Source organism: Vibrio sp. PNB23_22_6, from assembly GCF_052877535.1.
The window spans coordinates 41,063-64,264 of the sequence record NZ_JBNFXP010000020.1; the positions used below are offsets into that span (position 1 = coordinate 41,063).

The 23,202-nt window shown below is 45.8% G+C and carries 23 protein-coding genes; 5 read left to right on the forward strand and 18 right to left on the reverse strand.

All coding sequences use genetic code 11. From position 1 onward, the window contains the following. Positions 1–92 precede the first annotated feature (92 nt). A complete protein-coding gene (locus ACVA54_RS15090) occupies positions 93–1,037 on the reverse strand; it encodes a flagellar motor protein MotB (protein ID WP_172438189.1) in 945 nt (314 codons plus the stop codon). 15 nt (positions 1,038–1,052) lie between these two features. Next, positions 1,053–1,814, reverse strand: a complete 762-nt coding sequence (gene pomA, locus ACVA54_RS15095) for a flagellar motor protein PomA (protein WP_099080895.1) — start codon at positions 1,812–1,814, stop codon at positions 1,053–1,055. 265 nt (positions 1,815–2,079) lie between these two features. Here pomA and xseB point away from each other — a divergent pair, with 265 nt between their 5' ends. From xseB to dxs, 3 genes are read left to right on the forward strand one after another with little or no spacing between them, the layout of a single operon-like run. Continuing rightward, positions 2,080–2,325, forward strand: coding sequence for an exodeoxyribonuclease VII small subunit (gene xseB, locus ACVA54_RS15100; RefSeq protein WP_099080894.1), 246 nt, complete (start codon positions 2,080–2,082; stop codon positions 2,323–2,325). A gap of 18 nt (positions 2,326–2,343) precedes the next feature. After that, positions 2,344–3,228, forward strand: a complete 885-nt coding sequence (gene ispA, locus ACVA54_RS15105) for a (2E,6E)-farnesyl diphosphate synthase (RefSeq protein ID WP_099080893.1) — start codon at positions 2,344–2,346, stop codon at positions 3,226–3,228. Positions 3,229–3,248: 20 nt separating this feature from the next. Beyond that, a complete protein-coding gene (gene dxs / locus ACVA54_RS15110) occupies positions 3,249–5,114 on the forward strand; it encodes a 1-deoxy-D-xylulose-5-phosphate synthase (protein WP_099080892.1) in 1,866 nt (621 codons plus the stop codon). A gap of 93 nt (positions 5,115–5,207) precedes the next feature. Here the strand turns inward: dxs and pgpA are convergent, their stop codons facing one another. The 14 genes from pgpA to ACVA54_RS15180 form a co-directional block, all read right to left on the reverse strand. Then, a complete protein-coding gene (gene pgpA, locus ACVA54_RS15115) occupies positions 5,208–5,711 on the reverse strand; it encodes a phosphatidylglycerophosphatase A (protein WP_099080891.1) in 504 nt (167 codons plus the stop codon). Between the two features lie 46 nt (positions 5,712–5,757). Further along, positions 5,758–6,723, reverse strand: a complete 966-nt coding sequence (gene thiL / locus ACVA54_RS15120; RefSeq protein ID WP_099080890.1) for a thiamine-phosphate kinase — start codon at positions 6,721–6,723, stop codon at positions 5,758–5,760. Between the two features lie 63 nt (positions 6,724–6,786). Continuing rightward, a complete protein-coding gene (gene nusB / locus ACVA54_RS15125; RefSeq protein WP_099080889.1) occupies positions 6,787–7,254 on the reverse strand; it encodes a transcription antitermination factor NusB in 468 nt (155 codons plus the stop codon). Next, positions 7,254–7,724, reverse strand: coding sequence for a 6,7-dimethyl-8-ribityllumazine synthase (gene ribH / locus ACVA54_RS15130; protein WP_099080888.1), 471 nt, complete (start codon positions 7,722–7,724; stop codon positions 7,254–7,256). The genes nusB and ribH overlap by 1 nt, the downstream gene beginning before the upstream one ends. 171 nt (positions 7,725–7,895) lie before the next feature. Further along, on the reverse strand, positions 7,896–9,005 hold the full coding sequence (gene ribBA / locus ACVA54_RS15135) for a bifunctional 3,4-dihydroxy-2-butanone-4-phosphate synthase/GTP cyclohydrolase II (protein ID WP_099080887.1): 1,110 nt from the start codon (positions 9,003–9,005) through the stop codon (positions 7,896–7,898). Between the two features lie 160 nt (positions 9,006–9,165). Beyond that, complete coding sequence (locus ACVA54_RS15140) at positions 9,166–9,819, reverse strand: riboflavin synthase (RefSeq protein WP_099080886.1); 654 nt, start codon at positions 9,817–9,819, stop codon at positions 9,166–9,168. Continuing rightward, the gene (ribD, locus tag ACVA54_RS15145) at positions 9,804–10,949 is read right to left on the reverse strand and encodes a bifunctional diaminohydroxyphosphoribosylaminopyrimidine deaminase/5-amino-6-(5-phosphoribosylamino)uracil reductase RibD (protein WP_446619513.1); all 1,146 of its coding nucleotides are present in this window, start codon (positions 10,947–10,949) and stop codon (positions 9,804–9,806) included. The genes ACVA54_RS15140 and ribD overlap by 16 nt, the downstream gene beginning before the upstream one ends. A 7-nt stretch (positions 10,950–10,956) precedes the next feature. Next, the gene (nrdR, locus tag ACVA54_RS15150; protein ID WP_099080884.1) at positions 10,957–11,406 is read right to left on the reverse strand and encodes a transcriptional regulator NrdR; all 450 of its coding nucleotides are present in this window, start codon (positions 11,404–11,406) and stop codon (positions 10,957–10,959) included. Between the two features lie 117 nt (positions 11,407–11,523). After that, positions 11,524–12,774, reverse strand: coding sequence for a glutamate-5-semialdehyde dehydrogenase (locus ACVA54_RS15155; RefSeq protein WP_099081099.1), 1,251 nt, complete (start codon positions 12,772–12,774; stop codon positions 11,524–11,526). A gap of 17 nt (positions 12,775–12,791) precedes the next feature. Then, complete coding sequence (gene proB, locus ACVA54_RS15160) at positions 12,792–13,931, reverse strand: glutamate 5-kinase (protein ID WP_099081100.1); 1,140 nt, start codon at positions 13,929–13,931, stop codon at positions 12,792–12,794. Positions 13,932–14,053: 122 nt separating this feature from the next. Next, positions 14,054–14,443: a sigma factor-binding protein Crl gene (gene crl / locus ACVA54_RS15165; RefSeq protein ID WP_099081101.1), complete on the reverse strand. Its 390-nt coding sequence runs from the start codon at positions 14,441–14,443 to the stop codon at positions 14,054–14,056. A 110-nt stretch (positions 14,444–14,553) separates the two neighbouring features. Then, positions 14,554–15,801, reverse strand: a complete 1,248-nt coding sequence (frsA, locus tag ACVA54_RS15170) for an esterase FrsA (protein WP_099081102.1) — start codon at positions 15,799–15,801, stop codon at positions 14,554–14,556. 91 nt (positions 15,802–15,892) lie between these two features. Continuing rightward, complete coding sequence (gene tet(34), locus ACVA54_RS15175) at positions 15,893–16,357, reverse strand: oxytetracycline resistance phosphoribosyltransferase domain-containing protein Tet(34) (RefSeq protein ID WP_005447605.1); 465 nt, start codon at positions 16,355–16,357, stop codon at positions 15,893–15,895. Between the two features lie 466 nt (positions 16,358–16,823). Beyond that, on the reverse strand, positions 16,824–18,113 hold the full coding sequence (locus ACVA54_RS15180; protein WP_099081103.1) for an NCS2 family permease: 1,290 nt from the start codon (positions 18,111–18,113) through the stop codon (positions 16,824–16,826). A 1,026-nt stretch (positions 18,114–19,139) separates the two neighbouring features. Between ACVA54_RS15180 and ACVA54_RS15185 the strand changes: the two genes are divergently transcribed. Next, on the forward strand, positions 19,140–20,612 hold the full coding sequence (locus tag ACVA54_RS15185; RefSeq protein ID WP_446619511.1) for an aminoacyl-histidine dipeptidase: 1,473 nt from the start codon (positions 19,140–19,142) through the stop codon (positions 20,610–20,612). An 88-nt stretch (positions 20,613–20,700) separates the two neighbouring features. On the opposite strand, the gene ACVA54_RS15190 is transcribed toward ACVA54_RS15185, so the two are convergent. Beyond that, on the reverse strand, positions 20,701–21,240 hold the full coding sequence (locus tag ACVA54_RS15190) for a DUF3332 domain-containing protein (RefSeq protein WP_099081105.1): 540 nt from the start codon (positions 21,238–21,240) through the stop codon (positions 20,701–20,703). Positions 21,241–21,567: 327 nt separating this feature from the next. On the opposite strand from ACVA54_RS15190, the gene ACVA54_RS15195 reads away from it, so the two are divergent. Next, a complete protein-coding gene (locus ACVA54_RS15195) occupies positions 21,568–22,638 on the forward strand; it encodes a succinylglutamate desuccinylase/aspartoacylase family protein (RefSeq protein ID WP_446599338.1) in 1,071 nt (356 codons plus the stop codon). Positions 22,639–22,690: 52 nt separating this feature from the next. Here ACVA54_RS15195 and ACVA54_RS15200 read toward each other — a convergent pair whose 3' ends face one another. Beyond that, entirely contained in the window at positions 22,691–22,990 is a 300-nt protein-coding gene (locus tag ACVA54_RS15200; RefSeq protein WP_099081107.1) for a DUF3622 domain-containing protein, read from the reverse strand. Positions 22,991–23,202: the final 212 nt, after the last annotated feature.

Sequence of the window (23,202 nt, forward strand, 5' to 3'; positions counted from 1 at the left end):
ACACCCAAGTAACCTCTAGGTGCTAGTTTCCGCGTAAATGTCAAAAAAAAAGCGAGCTAAACGCTCGCTTTAGTATAAGAATAAATACCGAATTATTGAATGACGGGGACTTCATCACTGTAAAGCGGTTCACCTTGCATAATACTGATCTCTACTCGGCGGTTAAGCGCACGGTTAGTGTCAGAATCATTCGCTACCAGAGGTTCGGTATCCGCCATGCCTCGCACACGCAATCTTTGACGTGAGAAGCCCCTGACTTTCTCCATCTCCTGCGCGACAGAAACCGCTCGCTGGGAAGATAGGTCCCAATTAGAGCGATAAAGCTCAGAATCGATTCTCTGGTTATCGGTATGACCAGAAATACGTACTATGCCGGGTACATCCTTTACTAATTCCGCTATCTGACGCACCAGAGGACGAAACTTGGGCTGCAAGAACGCCGATCCCTCAGGGAAAGCGCCTTTCTCGCGCATTCGAATCACGATTTGTTGACCAAGGTTTTCTACTTCGATCGCTCCTTGTTCAATCTCTCGCTCCAGTGCCTTCTTGATGCTTTCCATCAAAGTATCCATCGACTGCGAGGTCGCTTCAGACTGCTGCTGTTGCATATCAGCTTCTGACGATTGGTTGCTTTGCGTCGAGGTTTCTGGCGATTGCCCCCCGGTTAACTTACCTTGATCACGCTTTGTCCCCCCCGCACGATCAGATTCGCCTTCATGAAACTCTAATGTTTGCTGAGTGATGTCCATGGTTTGCTGCATGATGACATCAATCGGTGTCGGTTCAGGTCGCCCTGGACGAAACTCTTGCGCGATAATACTCGTCCCCTTTGGAATATCTTTCACCTCAAGTTGGTTTTGCACACCAAAGGCGAACTTCATCGAACCAGCGATCTGCTTGAACTTTAGGACATCCATCTCAGAGAAAGAGAGCAACAGTACAAAGAAACACATCAGCAGAGACATCAAATCAGCAAATGTCCCCATCCACTGGGGGAGCCCAGGTGGCGGGCAATCACATTTGTTATCTTCATCCATCAGATGACCTCCGGGTTAATCGTCAATCTCAAGAACGCGCTTACCCTCGTTGAGGTAGTTCTTGAGGTAACTGTCGATAACTCGTGGGTTCTGACCATCTTGAATGGCAAGTACACCATCCATAATCAAACGACGATTGAGTGTTTCTTGATCACGACGTAGAGAAAGCTTGTCTGCAATGGGGAAAAACACCATGTTGGAAAGTACCGCGCCATAGAGCGTGGTCAATAGAGCAACCGCCATTGCCGGACCGATCGCTTTAGGATCATCCATGTTCGAAAGCATGGCTACCAGACCAACCAATGTACCAATCATCCCCATCGCGGGTGCAACCTCGCCAAACGCACGGAACACTCCCGTACCTTGTGTATGACGCTCATCCGTTAGGGCGATGTCTTTTTGCAGTGCGGCACGTACGACGTCCGCATCATGGCCATCAACCAATAAATCGATGCCCTTTTGCATAAAGCTGTTGTTGATTTCCATTTCTTCTAGCGCAAGAAACCCACCTTTGCGCGCGGCGTCAGCCATTTCAACGATCTTAGCAATTAAATCTTCTGACTCATCCGCTTTAAACATGAATGCTTTACCCGCAATTTTGGTCGCACCGAAGAACTGCCCCATGGTGAACTTCATCAATACAACAAATGCAGAACCACCAACGACGATTAGGATTGAAGTGACGTCGACGAACATACCGATGCTGCCACCAAGCACCATCGCCATAATGACGAATGCAAAACCACCGATCAAACCTATTAGGGTTGCTAAATCCACAAAGCACTCCTCACGCTAAATTCAAATATTGCCAAGTCAGGCGAATTATTACTTGTATCGACAGCGAGAGCAGAATTTTTAGAGAAATCTTGGTTAATAAGTCACAAAAAGATCGTTATCTCCCTAATTAGATAATGGGCATCGCCTATTCTGCCTGGTCGAAAGCCAAATTTGTGACAATTATATGAGGTTAAATTTGACCAAGTTAGTAGGCTAAGGTAACTTTCGTGGATTCGATTAGAGGCTTGATTAAGGCAAATAAAAGATGGCGGTCAAAAAACCAGAAAATATGACCTTCGAAGCAACCATTGAAGAGCTGGATAGCTTGGTTGATCAATTAGAAAACGGCGATCTTGCCCTAGATGATGCCCTACGCAAATTTGAACGTGGCATTGCGTTGGCTCGTGCTGGCCAAACCAAACTGAGTGACGCAGAATATCGCGTTAGTATTCTTCTTAGTGAAGATGATGAAGCACCGCTGAGTGACTTCACCCCTGAGTCAGAATCATAATCAGTAGTGAGCAATGTAATGCAAGAGACATTGACGTCTTATCAACAAAGAAATAACCAGCAACTGAATCTGTGGCTTGAGCAACTGCCTCACCAGGAACAGCCATTGATCCAAGCAATGAAATATGGCCTATTACTTGGCGGTAAACGGGTTCGCCCATTCCTTGTTTACATCACAGGTCAAATGCTTGGTTGCGCACCAGAAGATCTCGATACCCCAGCCTCTGCTATCGAGTGTGTCCACGCCTACTCGCTCATCCATGACGATTTACCTGCAATGGATGACGATGAGCTGCGCCGTGGCCAACCAACTTGCCATATTAAGTTTGATGAAGCGACGGCCATTTTGACCGGTGATGCACTGCAAACCCTCGCGTTCACCATCATCGCTGAAGGCGCACTGAACCTAAATGCGGAGAAGTACCGTATCAAGATGGTACAAACCTTAGCGCAAGCGTCTGGGGCGAGCGGTATGTGTGTCGGTCAAGCGTTGGATCTTGCTGCTGAAAATCGTCGAGTCTCTCTCACAGAATTAGAAAAAATCCATCGCAATAAAACCGGTGCCCTGATTAACTGTGCGATTAAACTTGGCGCGTTAGCCGCTGGTGAAAAAGGCCTAGAAGTCTTGCCACAGCTAGAACGCTACTCGCAAGCGATCGGTCTGGCGTTTCAAGTTCAAGACGATATTCTTGATATTATCAGTGACACTGAAACACTGGGTAAGCCTCAAGGCTCAGACCAAGATCTGAATAAGAGCACTTATCCATCTTTATTGGGTTTGGAGGGAGCAATGGAGAAAGCTCACACTCTACTACAGGAAGCGCTTCAAGCATTGGAAGCGATCCCATACAATACTCAGTTACTCGAAGAGTTCGCCCGATATGTCATCGAGCGCAAGAACTAACTCTATAAGCGCGCATTTATATGACTCTTGATATTTCAAAGTACCCAACACTGGCGTTAGCAAATACACCGGAAGACCTGCGTCTTCTTCCGAAAGAAACATTGCCTACTTTGTGTGATGAACTGCGTACGTATCTGCTAAATTCAGTGAGCCAATCAAGCGGACACCTAGCGTCTGGCTTAGGCACCGTAGAACTCACTGTGGCTCTACACTATGTATACAACACACCTGTTGATCAGTTGATCTGGGATGTGGGTCATCAAGCATACCCACATAAGATCCTGACTGGTCGTCGTGACCAAATGCCAACTATCCGTCAAAAGGATGGCCTACACCCATTCCCGTGGCGCGAAGAGAGTGAATACGACACCCTATCCGTTGGACATTCATCGACTTCGATCAGTGCTGGGCTTGGCATGGCCATAAGTGCCCAGAAAGAGGGCCAAGGTCGCAAAGTAGTCAGTGTGATTGGTGATGGTGCCATCACGGCAGGCATGGCATTTGAAGCGATGAACCACGCTGGTGACGTGCACACTGACATGCTGGTTATTCTCAATGACAACGAGATGTCGATTTCAGAAAACGTCGGCGCACTAAATAACCATTTAGCCAAAGTCCTTTCAGGCAGCCTATACACCTCTATCCGTGAAGGCGGTAAAAAAGTGCTTTCTGGTGTGCCACCAATCAAAGAGTTGGTTCGTCGCACGGAAGAACACCTAAAAGGCATGGTAGTTCCGGGCACGCTATTTGAAGAGCTCGGCTTCAACTACATTGGTCCTGTGGACGGTCACGATGTCAATGAACTGGTCAAAACCCTCAAGAACATGCGTGAGCTGAAAGGCCCTCAGTTCCTGCACATCATGACCAAGAAAGGCAAAGGTTACGAACCTGCAGAGAAAGACCCTATCGGCTACCACGGAGTTCCAAAGTTCGACCCATCACACAACAGTTTGCCAAAGAGCAATGGTGGTAAGCCTAGTTTCTCTAAGATCTTTGGTGACTTCCTTTGCGATATGGCCGCGCAAGATCCTAAGCTGATGGCAATTACGCCAGCAATGCGTGAAGGCTCTGGCATGGTGCGTTTCTCGAAAGAGTACCCAAACCAATACTTCGATGTTGCGATTGCAGAGCAACACGCAGTGACGCTTGCAACCGGTATGGCGATAGCTGGCGATCACCCGATCGTTGCGATTTACTCAACCTTCTTGCAGCGTGGTTACGATCAGTTGATCCATGATGTTGCGATCATGGATTTACCCGTGATGTTCGCTATCGACCGTGCTGGTTTGGTTGGCGCAGATGGTCAAACTCACCAAGGCGCGTTCGATCTTAGCTTTATGCGTTGTATCCCAAACATGGTGATTATGGCGCCAAGCGATGAAAATGAATGTCGTCAAATGCTGTACACCGGTCATAAGCACACGGGCCCAAGTGCGGTTCGATATCCACGTGGCAGCGGCATAGGTACAGAAATCAAACAAGACTTCACAGCGCTTGAGATTGGTAAAGGCCGTGTCGTTCGTAAAGGTGAGACAGTCGCAATTCTAAGCTTCGGTACCTTCCTAGGTAATGCACTCGAAGCAGCGGAAAACCTAAATGCAACTGTGGCTGACATGCGCTTCGTGAAGCCTTTGGATGAGGAGCTGATTCGTCAACTTGCCTCTGAGCACGATGTTCTTGTGACACTAGAAGAGAACGCAATTGCAGGTGGCGCAGGTGCGGGTGTCATTGAGTTTTTGATGCAAGAGAAGATCATTAAGCCAGTGCTAAATCTTGGCTTGCCAGATCGCTTCATTCCTCAAGGTACACAAGACGAGTTGCATGAAGAGCTTGGCTTAGATGCGAAAGGCATCGAGCAGTCGATCAACGACTATCTAGCGAAATAAGCGAACACAAAAAAACGCAGCAAAATAAACACAAAAGGGATGTCGCTGCATCCCTTTGGTTTATCTGTTGATTTTAGAGCTTGAGGGTAGGTATTACATCCAACCTGCGTATTTTGCGATGAAGAAAAGCGCGATGCCCGCCATGCCTCCTGCAACGATATCATCGATCATAATACCCAAGCCGCCGTGGACACGTTTATCTAACCAACCGATCGGCCACGGCTTTACCATGTCGAAGAATCGGAACAAGACGAAGCCCGTTAATAGCCACTTCCACTCGGTCACTGGAATATTCAATGCAGGCATTAGGCTCATGGTGATCCAAAAACCGGCGAACTCATCCCACACAATTGAGCCGTGGTCATGAACGCCCATATCATCTGATGTCACTTGGCAAATCTTAATGCCAATCACACAAGAGAAAAGTACGACAATCACATAAAGCGGGAAAGGCAGTTGTGCCAGAAGGAGAAACAATGGCACCGCCGCAAGCGTCCCCATTGTTCCAGGAATCACTGGTGATAAGCCGCTGCCAAAGCCCGTCGCCAAAAGGTGCCACGGATTCTTTAATGAAATCAGAGAAAGAGGGTTGGTCATTTCCTTAAACCTTTACTGCTAGTTTGGTTTCAATCTTAAGTTCAGATCACTTGAAGTGATCAAAACCACTAAGATCCCAATCAAGAGGCTGATTATTATCATGTAACTCAAACGTTCCCATCGGTCGAATTTGACCAATACACGTCACTTTACATCCTATGTGTGCCAATGCACTCGGTAGTGAGCCTCGGTTCTGCTCTGGCACAGTAAAGCACAATTCGTACTCTTCGCCACTAGATAAAGCATACTGCTGCGCGCTGATCTTATCATCTAAAAACTGAACCAACTCTGAGGATATGGGTAGTAGGGAGGCATCCAAACTGACGCCAACTTCAGATCGCTTAAGAATGTGTTTAATGTCAGAAATCAAACCATCGGAAATATCAATCGCTGAAGACGCCAATCCCACTAAGGCTTGCCCTGCCAATACACGCGGTGTACTGAGATAATGAGCTTTCTCAAGCTCTGCCGCAGCGACTCGAGAACGTAAAGATTCATCTAGGATAACATCCAAGCCCGCTTTCGCATCACCAAGGTTGCCCGTCACGTAAACCCAGTCTCCTACTTTCGCTCCAGATCGAGTTAATGCTTTCCCTTCAGGGACGAAGCCTTGCACTGTCAACGTTAAACTCAATGGACCTTTGGTGGTATCGCCACCAATAAGCTGAATGCCAAAGTAATCCGCCAACTCAAAAAACGCATCACAGAAAGGGGCCAACCACGTCTCATCCGGCTCTGGCATCGTCAATGCGAAGCTTACCCAGGCTGGCGTTGCGCCCATCGCGGCAAGATCACTGATATTTGAAGCAAGGGCTTTATGTGCTACCCAGGCAGGATTCGCATCAGCAAGAAAGTGAGTACCGGCGACAAGTGTATCGGTACTGATAGCAATCTGAACATTCGCGGGGGCTTGAACTAGCGCGCAATCATCACCAGCCGCTAGGTGTACATCTTTGCGTTGGTTTTGACGACCAACGAAATACTTTTCGATTAGACTAAATTCACCAGACATCTTTTATTTATCTTTTAATACAAAAAAGGTCAGCATCTGCTGACCTTTTTATTTAAGAAATTATTATTTCTTACGTACGTGTGGTGCGGCCTTATCTAGCACACCATTCACAAATTTGTGGCTGTCTTCTGCTGCGAACACTTTTGCAAGTTCAATCGCTTCATTGATAACCACTTTGTAAGGAACATCTTCGCGACGAGTCATCTCGTACATAGCTAGGCGAAGAAGAGCAAGTTCCATCATGTCTAAATCCTGCATTGGACGAGACACGTATGGACGGATTTTGCTATCTAGCTCTGAGTGGCTAAGTACAACACCGCTTAGTAGTTCACGGAAGTAAGCTACGTCAGTTTCTGGAGCAGCTAGTGCAGGCTCAGAGGCATGAAGTTCTTCTTCATCGTATTTGTCGCCAGACAAAAACTGTTCTTCAATCGTGGCAACATTCTCTTTAGTAATTTGCCATGAATAGATCGCCTGTAGAGCGAATTGACGTGCGTTACGACGTGCGGCTGGTTTCACACTGGCCCCCATTAGGAATCAATTTCAGATAGTACGTTAATCATTTCAAGTGCGCTTAGTGCAGCCTCTGCACCTTTATTACCAGCCTTGGTTCCCGCGCGTTCAATCGCTTGATCAATAGTATCAACTGTCAATACACCAAATGCCACTGGAAGACTATATTCCATAGACACTTGTGCAAGACCTTTGTTACATTCACTACAAACATAGTCAAAGTGTGGTGTACCGCCACGGATTACTGTACCTAGAGATACGATAGCATCGTATTTGCCTGTTTTAGCAACACGCTGAGCTACCAAAGGCAGTTCTACCGCTCCTGGGCAACGAACAACAGTAATGTTGTCTTCGCTTACTTGTCCATGACGCTTTAGTGTATCGATCGCACCAGAAAGTAAGCTTTCGTTAATAAAACTATTAAAACGCGAAATAACGATAGCAATTTTTGCATTTGGCGCTGGGAAGCCACCCTCGATCACTTTCATAAGCTTTCCTTTAACTCTATTTATAAGTGAAAATTGTTCATCAAGTGAGAATCGACGGATTCTAGCACAAGTCTGTGAGCAATATCTAATGGAAATTGGAGGCGAGCCACAAGTTACTAGCCGTAAGCAAACTAAGCTCACTCACGGCTAAGGCTCTATTGTGGAGTGTTGTTACTCGCAAACGTATTCAACCACGTTCAAGCCAAAGCCACCTAACGCGTGGTATTTTTTGTTGGTCGACGACAACAAACGCATATCATGTACCCCCAAATCTGCAAGGATCTGTGAACCAACACCGACACGACGTGACGTGCCCTGTCTTTTCGCCAACGTTGGTGCTTCGCCTTTATCTTGTGCTTGAAACATTTTTACACGGTGGATGAGAAGATCGGTCGATTCTTCATGACCAAGCACTACGAGCACGCCGCCTTCTTCACCAATGCGTTTCATCGCTTTGTCTAGCGTCCAGCTGCGCTCTGCGTTACGATCACTGCGCAGTAAATCCGTAAACACATCCTGCAGGTGCACTCGCACCAATGGCGCTTCACCTTGCAACTCCCCCTTGCACAGCGCGTAATGCACTTGGTTATCAATCGTGTCTTTGTAGGTCACTAGCGTGAATTCACCGAACTCGGTTGGCAGTTTACATTCAGCAACACGCTCAATGGTGGTTTCTGTGTTGTTGCGGTACTCGATCAGATCCGCAATGGTACCAAGCTTCAGGCCATGTTTTTCAGCAAACACTTCAAGATCGGGACGACGTGCCATGGTGCCGTCGTCATTAAGGATCTCAACAATAACTGATGCAGGCTCTAAACCAGCAAGGCGAGCTAAATCACACCCCGCTTCGGTGTGACCTGCGCGAGTCAGAACGCCGCCATCTTGCGCAGCAAGAGGAAAGATGTGACCAGGTTGAACCAAATCCGCCGCTTTCGCATTTGATGCCACTGCGGCTTGGACCGTACGTGCACGGTCTGCTGCAGAAATCCCGGTCGTCACCCCTTCTGCCGCTTCAATTGATACGGTGAAGTTAGTTGTGTACTGAGCGTTGTTGTCCTGCACCATTGGCGGCAAGCCTAAACTCTCACAACGTGTTTTTGTCATGGTGAGACAGATCAAGCCACGGCCATAAGTCGCCATAAAATTAATCGCTTCCGGCGTGATATGCTCGGCAGCCATGATCAAATCACCTTCGTTCTCACGGTCTTCATCATCCATTAGAATGACCATTTTACCCGCGCGAATTTCATCGATAATTTCTTGTGGTGTGCTGATTGGCATAGCCTGTTTCCCCGTTATTCAGAATTTATTTTTGTAGCAGCAATGCGCTTGACATGTTGCTGTGAGTCCATACTTATGGCTACAGTAAGCTCCGAGTTTGAACGGCCGTTCTGTTAAGTCAATTAACCTAATGGCGTTCTGTGACTATGGTCAGCTAAGATTATGCAAAACCATTTTGCTGCAAGAATTCCATTGTGATGCGTGATTCTTGCGGTTCTTCTCGTTGCACTTGCAGCAAGCGCTCCATATAACGAGCTAACACATCGACTTCCAAATTGACTTTGCGACCAACTTGAAATTGATCAATCGTTGTTTCTTCACTGGTGTGGGGAACGATCGTCAACTTAAAAGCATGCTTACGTAAATCATTCACCGTCAGACTGATACCATCGACGGTAATCGAGCCTTTTTCTGCTACGTACTTAGTGATTTCAGCCGGCATCGCGACCCAAAACTCTATCGCACGTCCCACTTGGTTGCGCTCTACGATTTCACCCACGCCATCGATGTGGCCAGAAACGATGTGACCACCAAAACGCGTTGTAGGTAGCATCGCTTTTTCTAAGTTCACTTTGTCGCCAACTTGGTAAGCGGCAAAGCCTGTTTTGTTAAGTGTTTCCAGTGACAAATCGGCACTGTAGTAGTTGCTACCGAAGTCTACGACCGTCAAGCACACACCGTTGGTAGCAATACTGTCGCCTAACTTAACGTCAGACATATCCAACTTGCCGACTTCTACCGTTACGGTCATGTCTTCGCCTTTTGGCATGATTGCAGTGAGTTTGCCAACTGCTTCTATTATTCCTGTAAACATATTGCTTCTTTCTTCGCTGTCGTGATCGTTGCGGTGAGGCGAATGTCCACCCCCACCATACGAACGTCGGTAATATTAAGATCGATAACCTGCGCCATCTCAGTTAAACCTAAAGCACCGATAAGCCCACGCCCATCGCTACCCATCAATTTAGGTGCAAGATAAACTATGAGCTCATCAACAAGGTTCGCTCTGATTAGCGAACTCGCAAGTGTCGCCCCGGCCTCCACCCATAAGTGATTGATATGATATTTACTCGCGACCGCTTTGAGTGTCGCAGCAAGGTCAATTCGACCAGCTTCATCCAGTTGAGGGGAAAAGTCGCCATCTGGGCTGACAACAATCCGCTCACCATTGGTGTTAAATAACTTTAGGTCATCACTCAGTTGAGATTGGCGATCCAAAATCACACGTGGCGGCTGACGCACATCATCTTTGGGATAGAGCGTTTGTACACTTTTAGGCAAATCATCCCAACGTACATTCAGTGACGCATTGTCATCAATCACCGTTTTACTGGTCGAGAGAATGCCACCACTCTGTGCGCGATAACGCTGCACATCTTGACGAGCCTTTGGGGAGGTGATCCATTGACTCTGGCCATTACTGAGTGCACTTTGCCCATCTAAACTGGCTGCCATTTTCAACTGTATGAAAGGCATGCCAGTTTTCATAAATTTGATAAAACCTTGATTAAGTGCGATGGCATCGCTTTCCAATAGCCCCACTTGAACCTCAATACCAGCATCACGAAGCATTTGAATACCACGCCCAGCCACTTTCGGGTTAGGGTCTTGCATTGCGCAAATCACTTTCGCCACGTTGGCGCTAATCAGCCCTTCTGCACAAGGTGGTGTTCGTCCATAATGAGAGCAAGGCTCAAGCGTCACATAAGCGGTGGCACCTTCAGCATTACGCCCAGCCATGCGTAATGCATGCACTTCTGCATGAGGCTCTCCCGCACGATGGTGGTAGCCTTCCCCTATAATCTCGCCATTGCGCACAATAACGCAACCTACATTTGGATTAGGTGCCGTTGTGTATATGCCGCGTTTGGCGAGTTTTAGTGCACGCGACATCATGTTGAAATCTTGAGAAGTAAATTCTGAGGAAGGCAAGTATTGCGTCATGATTTAATCAGTCTTCGAGGCGAGCAATTTCTTCACCGAACTCTCGGATATCTTCGAAACTGCGATAAACCGAGGCAAAACGGATGTAAGCGACTTTATCCAACTCTTTGAGTTGATCCATCACTAAATTACCAATCATTTCACTCGGAACTTCGCGCTCACCAGTGGCACGCAACTGCGATTTAATCATGCTAATGGCTAGCTCTATCGCATCCGCACTCACTGGACGTTTTTCTAAAGCTCGTTGAATGCCGCCTACCATTTTGTCTTCATCAAACGGTTCACGGTTTCCATTCGACTTAATCACTTTTGGCATCACCAATTCCGCGGTTTCAAACGTAGTAAAACGTTCATTACATGCCAAACACTGACGACGGCGGCGCACCTGGTGGCCGTCCGCAACTAAGCGGGAATCAATTACTTTTGTATCGTTCTCAGAACAAAAAGGACAATGCATATCACCTCCAAATAAAGTGCTTTCAAGTTCGTCCTAAAAGCAAGACTAGTGTAGCGGAATTGCCATGTTAGAGAAAACAAAAAGGGGCATTACTGCCCCTTTTTCAATCAATATCAGTTAACTACGTACAAGGTAGTTCGCTTTACCTACCCATTTGTAACTGGTTAGCTCTTCTAAACCCATCGGCCCACGCGCGTGCAGTTTCTGAGTGGATACTGCCACTTCTGCACCTAAACCGAATTGTGCTCCATCAGTAAAGCGCGTCGCCGCGTTTACGTATACTGCAGCAGAGCCCACTGAGTTAATAAACCATTCAGCATTTTCCAGGCTATTGGTCATGATTGCATCGGAATGGCTCGCATTGTGAACACGCATATGGTCAATCGCTTCTTTCACGTCAGCAACCACTTTTACGCCAAGCGTGTAACTTAACCATTCCGTATCAAAATCACCTTCACCGGCATCGCGAATGTGTTTCGCTTGTGCCATTAGTGCTTTTGCTTTTGGCTCTGCAACGAACGTCACTTTGTCGTTCATGCGATCAACAATCATTGATAAGAATTGCGCTGCTACCTTCTCGTGTACTAACAGTGTATCTAATGAGTTACATGCCGATGGGCGTTGAACTTTTGAGTTCTCAACCACGTTTAGCGATTTTTCTAGTTCCGCTGATTCATCGACGAAAATATGACTGATACCAAAACCGCCAATGATGACTGGAATCGTGCTGTTCTCTTTACACATTTTGTGTAGACCAGCGCCACCACGTGGAATGATCATATCGACGTAATCATCCAGTTTAAGCAATTGAGAAACCAACTCACGGTCAGGCTTTTCAATATACTGAACAGATGCCGCAGGCAAGTTCGCTTTCGCTAGCGCCAATTGGATAACTTTCACCAACTCCATGTTCGAGAAGAAGGTCTCTTTACCACCACGTAGAATACTAGCGTTACCCGTTTTCAGACACAGTGCCGCAATATCGATAGTTACGTTTGGCCGCGCTTCGTAAATCACACCCACGACACCAAGAGGAACGCGACGACGAGACAGTGACATGCCGTTTTCTAGTACTTTACTGTCAATTTCGCTACCGACTGGGTCATTTAGGCTGATAACGTTACGAACGTCATTTGCTATGCCAATTAGGCGCTCTTCATTCAGTAGGAGACGATCAAGCAACGCGTCTGTTAGACCTGCTTCACGGCCCAGTTCGATGTCTTTTGCGTTGGCAGCCAAAATTGTTGCAGCATTTGCTTCTAGCTCATCCGCGATGATGGCTAGCGCTTGGTTCTTCTGTGCAGTTGACGCCGTCGCCAGTTCGAAAGCTGCATCTTTGGCAGCTTTCCCCATATTCGTTAAATCCACTTTGCTTCCCTCAAATTCTATTCTTGAATAACAACAAGATCATCGCGATGAATCACTTCCGAGCCGTAGTCATGCCCCAAAATAGAGATGATATCTTTACTGTGCTTACCGGCAATTTTCGCTAAGTCTTCACTTGAGTAAGCGCTGATACCACGGGCAACTAACTTACCGTGCGAGTTGGTGACACGTGCGACTTCACCACGCGCGAAATCACCACTAACTTTGATCACACCTTTCGCTAACAAACTACTGCCCGTGCCTACCACCGCATTAACTGCACCGTCATCGATCACGATGTCACCACTAGCGGCAGGACCCGCAAGGATCCAACGCTTACGGTTTTCTAGTGCTTCTGAGCAAGGTAGGAAACGGGTGCCTTGTGGCTCTGGGCTCAACGAATCAAAAATCACGTTTGGCGCACTACCTGCCGCAATAATTACCTCAATACCGGCTCGGCGAGCAATGTCTGCGGCTTGGAGTTTGGTTGCCATACCGCCAGTACCGAGCATTGTTCCGCTGCCACCTGCAATTTTACGCAAAGTATCATCGATGGTTTTCACCTCTTTGATCAGCTCTGCATTTGGGTCTTTACGCGGGTCTGCGGTAAACAAGCCTTTTTGGTCAGTGAGGAGTAATAATTTATCTGCACCACACAAAATCCCCACCAAAGCAGACAAGTTATCGTTGTCACCCACTTTGATTTCGTTCGTTGCTACTGCGTCGTTTTCGTTAACGATAGGAATAATGTCGTTTGCTACCAGTGCGTTAATAGTGTCACGCGCGTTAAGGAAGCGCTCACGATCATCTAAATCTGCGCGAGTCAGCAGCATTTGACCAATTTTAATACCGTAAATGCCAAACAGTGACTCCCATGTTTGAATCAAGCGGCTCTGACCCACAGCAGCAAGCAACTGTTTGCTCGCCATCGCATTGGGCAGCGCGGGGTATCCAAGATGCTCTCGGCCTGCTGCAATTGCACCAGACGAAACCATTACGACTGAATGGCCTTGTTTTTTTAGCTCCGCACATTGACGAGCCAGCTCTACCATGTGAGCACGGTCTAACGCCAAAGTACCGCCTGTCAGCACACTTGTTCCCAGTTTCACAACGACGGTCTGTGGTTGTGAAACAACTGCATTCTGTTGATTCGTTGTCATGATGTCTTCTGAAATGAAAAACAAATAAAGAGTGGATGTTTTAGCAATCAAATGGGGATTTAACAAGCAGAAAAGGTGCGAAAACGCACCTTTTTGTCTTAGGGAAGAGTAAATCAGTCAAATTAGGCAAAATCAAACGACTCGGTGTGATATTCCACTTCCAATTTGAAATATTCACTCATTGTCTCAACAAGCTTTTTGTGAAAGATGTTTTGAGTTAAGTACACTTCTTCAACGACTTTTTTGGGTAATGACTCTGATTCCCACTCGCCTTCTTGATTATACTTGCCGATATGGTACTTAGCCGTAAAGCCACTTTCGATGGACTCCAAATCCATCCACCAGCCCCAAAACTCACGTTGTTCAGGTGACTTTTTGTCGTCTACACAGACTGATAGGCAATCAAAATAATACCTCCCTTCCTGTGATTGTGGTTCGCGTAGGTAAGGCCCTACCGCCTTTAACTTTGACATCAAGCGAAAATGGGTCGGGCTTTGACTCGTCTCTGACATAAGAATCTCCGTTTCTATAGTGAGGATATCTACTACCCAGTAAATTATTTAATTGTAATGAGCATGTTTTTTGCTCAACTGCATTACTCTTCACTAAATTAGGCTCTTTGTCATCTCAATAGTTCATCTTCTAACCACTTTATGGCTAAATCGAGGGATTGCTCATATCCTTTTGTAATTGTTTTGGAACTGATTTTCTTCGCCTGACCATACTGGCTAAACAGTGCCACCAACTGATTATCACTGTGAGGAGAAATCGGGTCGCCCTCTAAACTCAAGGCAAGGATTGGTACTTTGGTTCTACGGCTGCTCAAAAAACCCTGCACTTTCAATGACCACGCCATCATTTGTCCGGCCATGCTGTTGATATCGACCGCACTCTTTCCTAAACGTGAAGCTAGTAAGTCTAAATACATCTTGGGCATCTGCTGCAACTTCTTCGGCGAAGTAAACAAATCATGGACAGGCGCCCCTAACGACACGCAAGCTTTGATCTTCTCTTGTTCAATAAAAGAAAGACGGATCATGGCGTTACCACCAAAGCGGAAACCAACCAAACCCACTTTATGATGATCAACCCAGGGAACAGAATAGAGTTCGTTAAGTACGGCCTGATGCACACAACTTGAGTCTTCGGTCAATGGGCAGTGTGAGCTATGACCTACCGAAGGCATATCCACGGTCAACATGGCAATGCCTTTTGGCGCTAAGTGATCACGGAAAAGTCGCCACATGTCGGTTTGCAAGCTATCTAAACCCGCACTCACCATCACCACTGGCAATTGCTTATCGGTACGTGGCAGATGCAAGTTCGCAATTATCTTATGCTTTTGATAAGGCACTTCAATCTGCTTAATCGTGTATTGCGTCTTTTCAGAGGCTTCCGAATAGGCTTTGTTCGCTAGCACTTGAGCCTGTAGCGCTAAGTTGTCATTTTTTAGGTGAGGATAACCTGCAATGCTAAAACACAGCGATGCCGAAAACAACTCATCAGCCGCTTCCTCACCACTGAGATCTTTTGCACGTCGTTGATGCTCCATACCTAATTTTATCCACTCAAATGTCCAGTTACCGCTGTGATACCCCATCACCGTATCTAACCATCTATCTTGAGTGCGAGAATGAGGAGAAGAAGCAATTTTTGATAAAACGCCTTCTATCTCTATGGGAGATACCCCCTGCCAAGCCCACTGTAAACGTCTCAGGTGGCGATACCAGGCACTATCATCACTCCCTTCTCGTTCATCAAGAATCTTTTGGCTGGTCGGCATGTACTGAGTAAGTGCGGACGTTTCTTTCGCCTGTTTATGATTGGCAAACAAAGCTTCGGAAAGGTTTTTACTGACGTCTTCTGACATAGGAAGAACTCTAGGCTGTTAGCAATAGCTTTAATAATAATAAAAAAAATGCCCCTATAAAGGGGCATTTCTCAAGATTCTTCGTATCCAATTACTTTTGCTTGCGGTTTACCGGCTCAGCGTACTGGATAGACATATCCCATGGCTGTTCAATCCAAGTATCTTGAGCGATATCGACTACATAGTCATCAAGCAGTTCTTTTCCAGACGGTTTCGCACATACCGCGATAAGTTTTGCTTTCGGGTACATTTCACGTAGTTTACGCGCTGTGTCGCCGCTATCTACTAGGTCTTCAATAATTAGGTAACCTTCGCCATCACCTTCCGGTGCTTTTAGCACGGTCATGTCACGTTGGTGATCGTGGTCGTAGCTTGAGATACAGATTGTATCAACGTAACGAATACCTAACTCACGAGCCAAGATTGCACCAGGAACCAAACCACCGCGGCTTACCGCCCAAATACCTTTCCATTGCTCAGCTGGCATTTGTTTCTCAGCCAGTTCACGGCAGTAAGACTGCATCGCATCCCAAGTGATAATGAATTTTTTACTCATTGTAATAACCTAATAATTTCAAAATATGCATCCCCTCTACCTAGCTTGATGTACTGAATTGGACACATCTCACTAAATTTTCCACACCAGAGGAAATGGGGGTTTCAAGCTGCGCAAACGATTATTCTACCGAAACACTTCCGTAATACCAACGCTGATATCAAAATTCTCCGCTTATTGCGCAGAAAAATCGTATTCGGTGAACAACACAAAATGAAGAAGTGAATGTATTCTACCAATCGTAGTAAATAACTGGTCATTCTAGCTTGTTATAACGCTCGATAACTTCGTTTAAAATTTTGATTGTAGAATAACTACTTATCGAAAATTTCACCTTATTTCCAAACGTTTTTTCCTACGCTAACTCTGATCACTGACTTACTGCGATGGGTATTACCGGGGAAAATCCCAAAAAAACAAAAAGCCAGTGCGAACCAACATCCACACTGGCTTTTTTCAAACCGGATTAACCTACGATGTATTTCACGATGAAGATGGCAGACATAACCCACACACTCATCGATACGTCACGGCCTTTACCACTGAACAACTTGATAGCGGCGTAAGCGATGAAGCCTAACGTGATACCTTCTGCGATAGAGAAAGTCAGAGGCATAACTAGACAGGTAACCACTACCGGAGCGGCTTCTGTTAGGTCACGCCAGTCGATACCGACAAGCCCAGAAAGCATCAGGATAGCTACGTAAAACAGCGCGCCAGATGTCGCGTAAGCTGGGATCATTCCCGCTAGTGGCGAGAACAATAGAGCAAGGAGGAACAGCACACCAACAACGACGGCTGTTAGACCCGTACGACCACCTGCTGCCACACCTGACACACTCTCAATGTAAGATGTGGTGTTTGATGTACCTAGCAACGCACCGACAGATGTCGCCGTTGAGTCAGCTAGTAGCGCTTTGTTTAGACGAGGAATGTTACCGTTTTCGTCAGTTAGTCCCGCTTTTTGAGACACACCGACTAGCGTGCCTGCCGTATCGAACAAGTCCACGAATAAGAAAGCAAATACGACTGAAATCATGCCAACTTCAAATAAGCCAGAGAAGTCTAACTGCATGAACGTTGGAGCTAAACTTGGTGGTGCGGACATGACTCCGCCCCATTGCACATCACCAAAGATAAGACCTAACGCCGTTACGCCAAGAATGGCGATCATTACCGCGCCTTTTACACCACGGTGAACTAAAGCAATAGTAAGGAAAAAACTAATCGCCGCAAGCACTGATTGAAGTGACGTGATGTTGCCCATAGAAACCAGTGTCGCTGGGTTATCAACTACGATGCCTGCATTTTTAAGCGCGATAAATGCAAGAAAAAGACCGATACCAGCAGAAATACCTGTACGCAAAGAAAGAGGAATCGAATTGATGATCCATTCACGGATCTTAAACACACTCAATGCAATGAAAAGCAAACCAGAAACGAATACAGCAGCTAACGCCACTTGCCAGGTATAGCCCATACCCAACACAACAGAATAGGTGAAAAACGCATTCAAACCCATGCCCGGAGCTTGAGCAATTGGGTAATTAGCAACTAAGCCCATTATGAAACAGCCAATCGCAGCGGCAAGACACGTCGCAACAAATACAGCGCCACGATCCATACCTGCATCCGCAAGAATCGTCGGGTTTACAAAAATGATGTAAGCCATGGTAAGGAAAGTAGTAATACCTGCGATGATCTCAGTGCGCACATTGGTGCCGTTTTCACTAAGTTTAAATAGCCTTTCGAGCATGTTCGAATCCTGTAAAGATAAAAAGTAAACGGTTGCGTAATCGATTGGCTGGGATTATAAAGTTATCAAATAACAAATTCCAGATAGAATTTTCACTCTAATGCATTTTTTTTCTTTGGATATGCAATTCATTCGGTAGAACCTGAAGCGCTCGTAGAGTTTATACCTTAATAAACAAACAGTAATAGACGAATACGCTATTTAAGGCGATGTGTACAAAGTGAACAATGTATTAAACTTCCAAATAAAAATACCAACTTTTCAACCTAAAACACTTAATTATTTGGCTGGTAATTGGGGTAAGCGGGGCAGTGGTAACAGAAAAGAGCTTTGGTGGTGAGAAAGTAGCCGGAAACGAAAAAAAAGATAAAAAAACGCCACTCAAAATGAGTGGCGGTGAATCATGTCAGCACTATTACTGAAAAAAAATTCCAATTTATAGGGGTGAACAAACTGTTCGAGTCACATGCGTTGGTTGCAATTAGTAACCAAAGCTTGTTGGGTATACAAAGTTACCGGTATAAACAGATTTGTTATTCCAGAACATTGCACTTGGTAAACCTTTCATAAATATCACCTTCTAAATCAATTAATACTGTCGTTGATTTCTCGGTTCCTTGGAGGCGATAAACGGACTCATCCTTTGAGCATTTCATTCTTCTTTAAAAAGCTGGTTACAAATATACCATTAAGAAATTAAATTACAACATTTATAGTGAGCTACATCACGCAAAACTCAAAAAAACACCACATTAAAAGCTTATGTGAAAGTTAATTACAAAAGAGTTGACTGTAATTTGATGGCTTTTTCAAATGATATGCACTTAACTTCACCTCCTATTAATGACTTCTTCGCCGAGAAAGGAGATACCTACGTTAGAATTCCTTTTCCTGACGACTACTCGCGATATCGTTCTGGTGGTATGCTTGATTCCAATTTAAAGCCAATACTAACTAGCATGTACTGCTAGACATAAAATATTTTTGCGACACATATTTGGCAAAACACATCAAAAGGAGTCCTCCGTGTCTGAATTCCATTCTGAGATCAGTACCTTATCACCTGCTCCACTTTGGCAGTTCTTCGATAAGATTTGTTCCATTCCTCATCCTTCAAAACATGAAGAAGCGCTCGCTCAGTACATTGTTAACTGGGCTACGGAGCAAGGTTTTGACGTACGTCGCGATCCCACTGGCAACGTGTTTATTAAAAAGCCAGCTACACCTGGCATGGAGAACAAGAAAGGTGTGGTGCTTCAAGCACACATCGATATGGTGCCACAAAAGAACGAAGACACTGATCACGACTTCACTATAGATCCTATCCAGCCATACATTGATGGCGAATGGGTAACTGCAAAAGGAACAACGCTTGGTGCTGATAACGGCATCGGTATGGCTTCTTGTCTTGCGGTTCTTGCTTCTACTGAAATCCAACATGGTCCTATCGAAGTTCTACTGACGATCGATGAAGAAGCTGGCATGACGGGCGCATTTGGGCTTGAAGCAGGCTGGTTGGAAGGCGATATCCTGCTGAACACAGACTCTGAGCAAGAAGGTGAAGTGTACATGGGGTGTGCTGGCGGTATCGACGGTGCAATGTCATTCGATATCGCTCGCGATGCCATCCCGGCAGGCTTTGTTACTCGTCAGTTAACGCTTAAAGGCCTAAAAGGTGGTCACTCTGGTTGTGACATCCACACCGGTCGCGGTAACGCAAACAAACTGATTGCTCGTTTCCTAGCGGGTCACGCGCAAGAGTTAGATCTTCGTCTAGTCGATTTCCGCGGCGGTAGTCTACGTAACGCGATCCCTCGTGAAGCATTCGTAACGGTTGCACTTCCTGCAGAAAATCAAGACAAACTCGCAGAGTTATTCAGCTACTACACTGAGCTTCTAAAAGCCGAACTTGGTAAAGTTGAAACAGGTATCGTCACTTTCAACGAAGAGTTCGCAACGGACGCACAAGCATTCACAGTCGCCGATCAACAGCGTTTTATCGCCGCACTCAATGCCTGCCCGAACGGCGTAATTCGCATGAGTGACGAGATCGAAGGCGTGGTTGAGACCTCGTTGAACGTTGGTGTTATCACAACAGCAGAGAATAAAGTGACGGTACTTTGCTTAATCCGTTCTCTGATCGATTCAGGCCGCAGCCAAGTCGAAGGCATGCTGCACTCAGTGGCAGAACTTGCTGGAGCACAAATCGAATTCTCAGGTGCATACCCTGGTTGGAAGCCGGAGGCTGATTCCGAAATCATGGCAATCTTCCGTGATATGTACGAAGGCATTTACGGCCACAAACCAAACATTATGGTCATTCACGCAGGTCTTGAGTGTGGTTTATTCAAAGAACCTTACCCTAATATGGATATGGTTTCTTTCGGCCCAACCATCAAGTTCCCCCACTCTCCAGATGAAAAAGTGAAGATCGATACTGTTCAGCTGTTCTGGGATCAAATGGTTGCACTACTAGAAGCCATTCCTGAGAAAGCGTAAAGCTTAATGTCTGAGTTCACCTAGACCAATACAATAGACACAAAAAAAGGGTGCCGACGCACCCTTTTCATTATCCACAAATCGCGAATTATGCACGAGTCTGTGCGTATGCTGCCAGCTCATCCATAGAAGTTGTGGCTACCACTTCACCATCGATGTAGTAAGTAACAAATTCACCGTCGCGCACACCCATTAGGGTCGCTTTCTCGCCGTTGTTGTAAGTGATGTCCATTTCAACTGTGTTTTCGTCAAGTTGCTGCATTTGGCCTTGTTCGATTACACGGTTGTTCGTTAGAGGCCCGATTGGAGCCGTCGTTAAAGACTTATCTAACTGGTGGTTTACGTCAATGTAAGTGTCCATCTTAGTATCAAAGATGTGTGGCTTACCGTTTAGTGGGTTTTTACCAGTCCAGAACTCTAGCGAGTTAAATACAATGTAGTCAGCTGCAACCGAAATACCGTAAATTGGCGCCATTAGCATGTTTAGACCACCACGAGCGTAACGGTTGTCTACTGCTTTTAGATTAAAGCCCATAACGTAGCCCGTTACTGCGTTGCTGCCTACACAGCCAGAAAGTGATACTGCTACTGCAGTCATCGCACCAATTTTAGCGATCGCCTTTTTCATCAAAGCCTCTATATAAAAACTAGGTCAAAATTTCGGCGCGAATATTAGCCGATAACGCCTAATGATAAAAGACGGATTTTCAGTAAAAAAATCGCTGTATTGTTTTTAATACTCATTTATTCATACCACGAATAATAAAGGCAAAATAAACATTACAATTAGCATGACTAATCAGGTAGTTAAATACAAAACGCAATTTAACCACAACATGTGATGAAACTTTAACCTTATTGATTAAAGTTATTTATCGTATCCTTAAACAGAATGATTAGTGTGATTTTGAACCAGTTGTTACATTGATGCTAACTTATTTGACAGAGATGGTTTATGGCCAGAAGTAAAAAAAGCAAAGTATTTGAACTGTTAGGGCATCAAATACAACCAGGAACGCGACTAGAGACTGAGTTTGAAGCGGCGCAGCTTTACACGCACTCTCCGCTTTCTATTCCTGTGGAAATTATTCATGGTAAACAGGAAGGGCCGGTACTAATGGTAAACGCGGCAATCCATGGTGATGAGCTAAATGGCGTAGAAATCGTTCGTCAGATGATTAACCAATTAGACCCACAAAAACTGAAAGGTACCGTGATTGCTGTGCCTATCGTGAACGTATTCGGCTTTATCCATAAGTCTCGTTACCTGCCAGACCGTCGTGATTTAAACCGTTGCTTCCCTGGTAGTGAAAAAGGCGCACTAGCATCACGTATGGCTCATGGCTTCTTTAACAACATTGCCAACCGCTGTGATTACATTCTGGATCTTCACACGGGTGCGATTCACCGCACTAACTTGCCACAGATTCGCGCTAACCTGAGCAACCCAGAAACACTTCGCATTGCAAAAGCATTTGCAACACCAGTCATTGTCGATTCCGCACTGCGTGACGGTTCTCTTCGCAGTGAAGCAGAGAAATGCGACATTCCGGTTCTTACTTACGAAGCGGGTGAAGCATTACGTTTTGACCCACTGTCGATCAGTGCAGGCGTATTAGGTGTGCAACGTGTAATGCAAGCGATCGGCATGCTACGCGCGAGCCGTAAGAAACTGCCAGAGCCTATCATTGCAAAATCGACGAGCTGGGTTCGTGCATCAGGCAATGGTATTCTGCGTACTGTCGTTAACTTAGGTGACAAAGTAGAAGAAGGTGAAACACTCGCCTACATCAGTTCACCACTAGGTCACGACGAGCTAGAGCTGCTAGCACCAAAAGGCGGTATCGTTATCGGTCAGCAAACGCTACCTTTGGTTAACGAAGGGGATGCCATCTTCCATATTGCCTACTTCAAGCAAGATGATGAGATCGTGGAACAGACGGTAGAAAGCTATATTGAAGAGTTGACTGAGTTTGACGTTGACCAAGTGACTACCGGACAAATCCCATTAGACACTCAGCAATAATGAAATGCTAGATAAAACAAAGCCCTGAACTATCAGGGCTTTTTTGTAACGATTATTCGTCTTCAGCGGTGTCGCGAGCTTTACGAGCTTCTTCTTTGCGAACTTGTGCTGCAAGCTGCTCTGCTTCGCGCTCTTGGCGTTGAGCCGCTTTACGTTCATTGCGAACCACTTGGTTTTGAATGAAGCCCGCTAGCTCTTGTTCAGCCCAAGCTTGAGCCTTCGCTTCGCTGTCAAAACCAGTTTCACGTTTTGATACAACAACCTTGCGAGACGTTACTTGACGAGTGATCTCTGCGCTCCAACCGTTACGTTTTTCGGTTAGGCGGATAGCAAATTTTGGATTTTTAGACATGTATTTCATTTCCTAAGGGATTTAGGGATTAATCAGGGATTCGGTCAACTGATAACTCCATCTAAGCTGAGCTGTTTAACACCATCCCTTGGTAAGCGCGGTATTAGAGCACAATTGATTCGTCTTTGCGCGACTTTTTTAATGCTATATGTGCATTTTTCTTGGTACAAACAAAAGCGCAGACCTTTCGGATCTGCGCTTTTTTCTATTTC

Coding starts and splice junctions, on each gene's coding strand:
- ACVA54_RS15090 (WP_172438189.1), bottom strand. CDS start 1,037: ATGGATGAAGATAACAAATGTGATTGCCCGCCACCTGGGCTCCCCCAG.
- xseB (WP_099080894.1), top strand. CDS start 2,080: ATGGCGGTCAAAAAACCAGAAAATATGACCTTCGAAGCAACCATTGAA.
- ispA (WP_099080893.1), top strand. CDS start 2,344: ATGCAAGAGACATTGACGTCTTATCAACAAAGAAATAACCAGCAACTG.
- dxs (WP_099080892.1), top strand. CDS start 3,249: ATGACTCTTGATATTTCAAAGTACCCAACACTGGCGTTAGCAAATACA.
- pgpA (WP_099080891.1), bottom strand. CDS start 5,711: ATGACCAACCCTCTTTCTCTGATTTCATTAAAGAATCCGTGGCACCTT.
- thiL (WP_099080890.1), bottom strand. CDS start 6,723: ATGTCTGGTGAATTTAGTCTAATCGAAAAGTATTTCGTTGGTCGTCAA.
- nusB (WP_099080889.1), bottom strand. CDS start 7,254: ATGGGGGCCAGTGTGAAACCAGCCGCACGTCGTAACGCACGTCAATTC.
- ribH (WP_099080888.1), bottom strand. CDS start 7,724: ATGAAAGTGATCGAGGGTGGCTTCCCAGCGCCAAATGCAAAAATTGCT.
- ribBA (WP_099080887.1), bottom strand. CDS start 9,005: ATGCCAATCAGCACACCACAAGAAATTATCGATGAAATTCGCGCGGGT.
- ACVA54_RS15140 (WP_099080886.1), bottom strand. CDS start 9,819: ATGTTTACAGGAATAATAGAAGCAGTTGGCAAACTCACTGCAATCATG.
- ribD (WP_446619513.1), bottom strand. CDS start 10,949: ATGACGCAATACTTGCCTTCCTCAGAATTTACTTCTCAAGATTTCAAC.
- nrdR (WP_099080884.1), bottom strand. CDS start 11,406: ATGCATTGTCCTTTTTGTTCTGAGAACGATACAAAAGTAATTGATTCC.
- proB (WP_099081100.1), bottom strand. CDS start 13,931: ATGACAACGAATCAACAGAATGCAGTTGTTTCACAACCACAGACCGTC.
- crl (WP_099081101.1), bottom strand. CDS start 14,443: ATGTCAGAGACGAGTCAAAGCCCGACCCATTTTCGCTTGATGTCAAAG.
- frsA (WP_099081102.1), bottom strand. CDS start 15,801: ATGTCAGAAGACGTCAGTAAAAACCTTTCCGAAGCTTTGTTTGCCAAT.
- ACVA54_RS15180 (WP_099081103.1), bottom strand. CDS start 18,113: ATGCTCGAAAGGCTATTTAAACTTAGTGAAAACGGCACCAATGTGCGC.
- ACVA54_RS15190 (WP_099081105.1), bottom strand. CDS start 21,240: ATGAAAAAGGCGATCGCTAAAATTGGTGCGATGACTGCAGTAGCAGTA.
- ACVA54_RS15195 (WP_446599338.1), top strand. CDS start 21,568: ATGGCCAGAAGTAAAAAAAGCAAAGTATTTGAACTGTTAGGGCATCAA.
- ACVA54_RS15200 (WP_099081107.1), bottom strand. CDS start 22,990: ATGTCTAAAAATCCAAAATTTGCTATCCGCCTAACCGAAAAACGTAAC.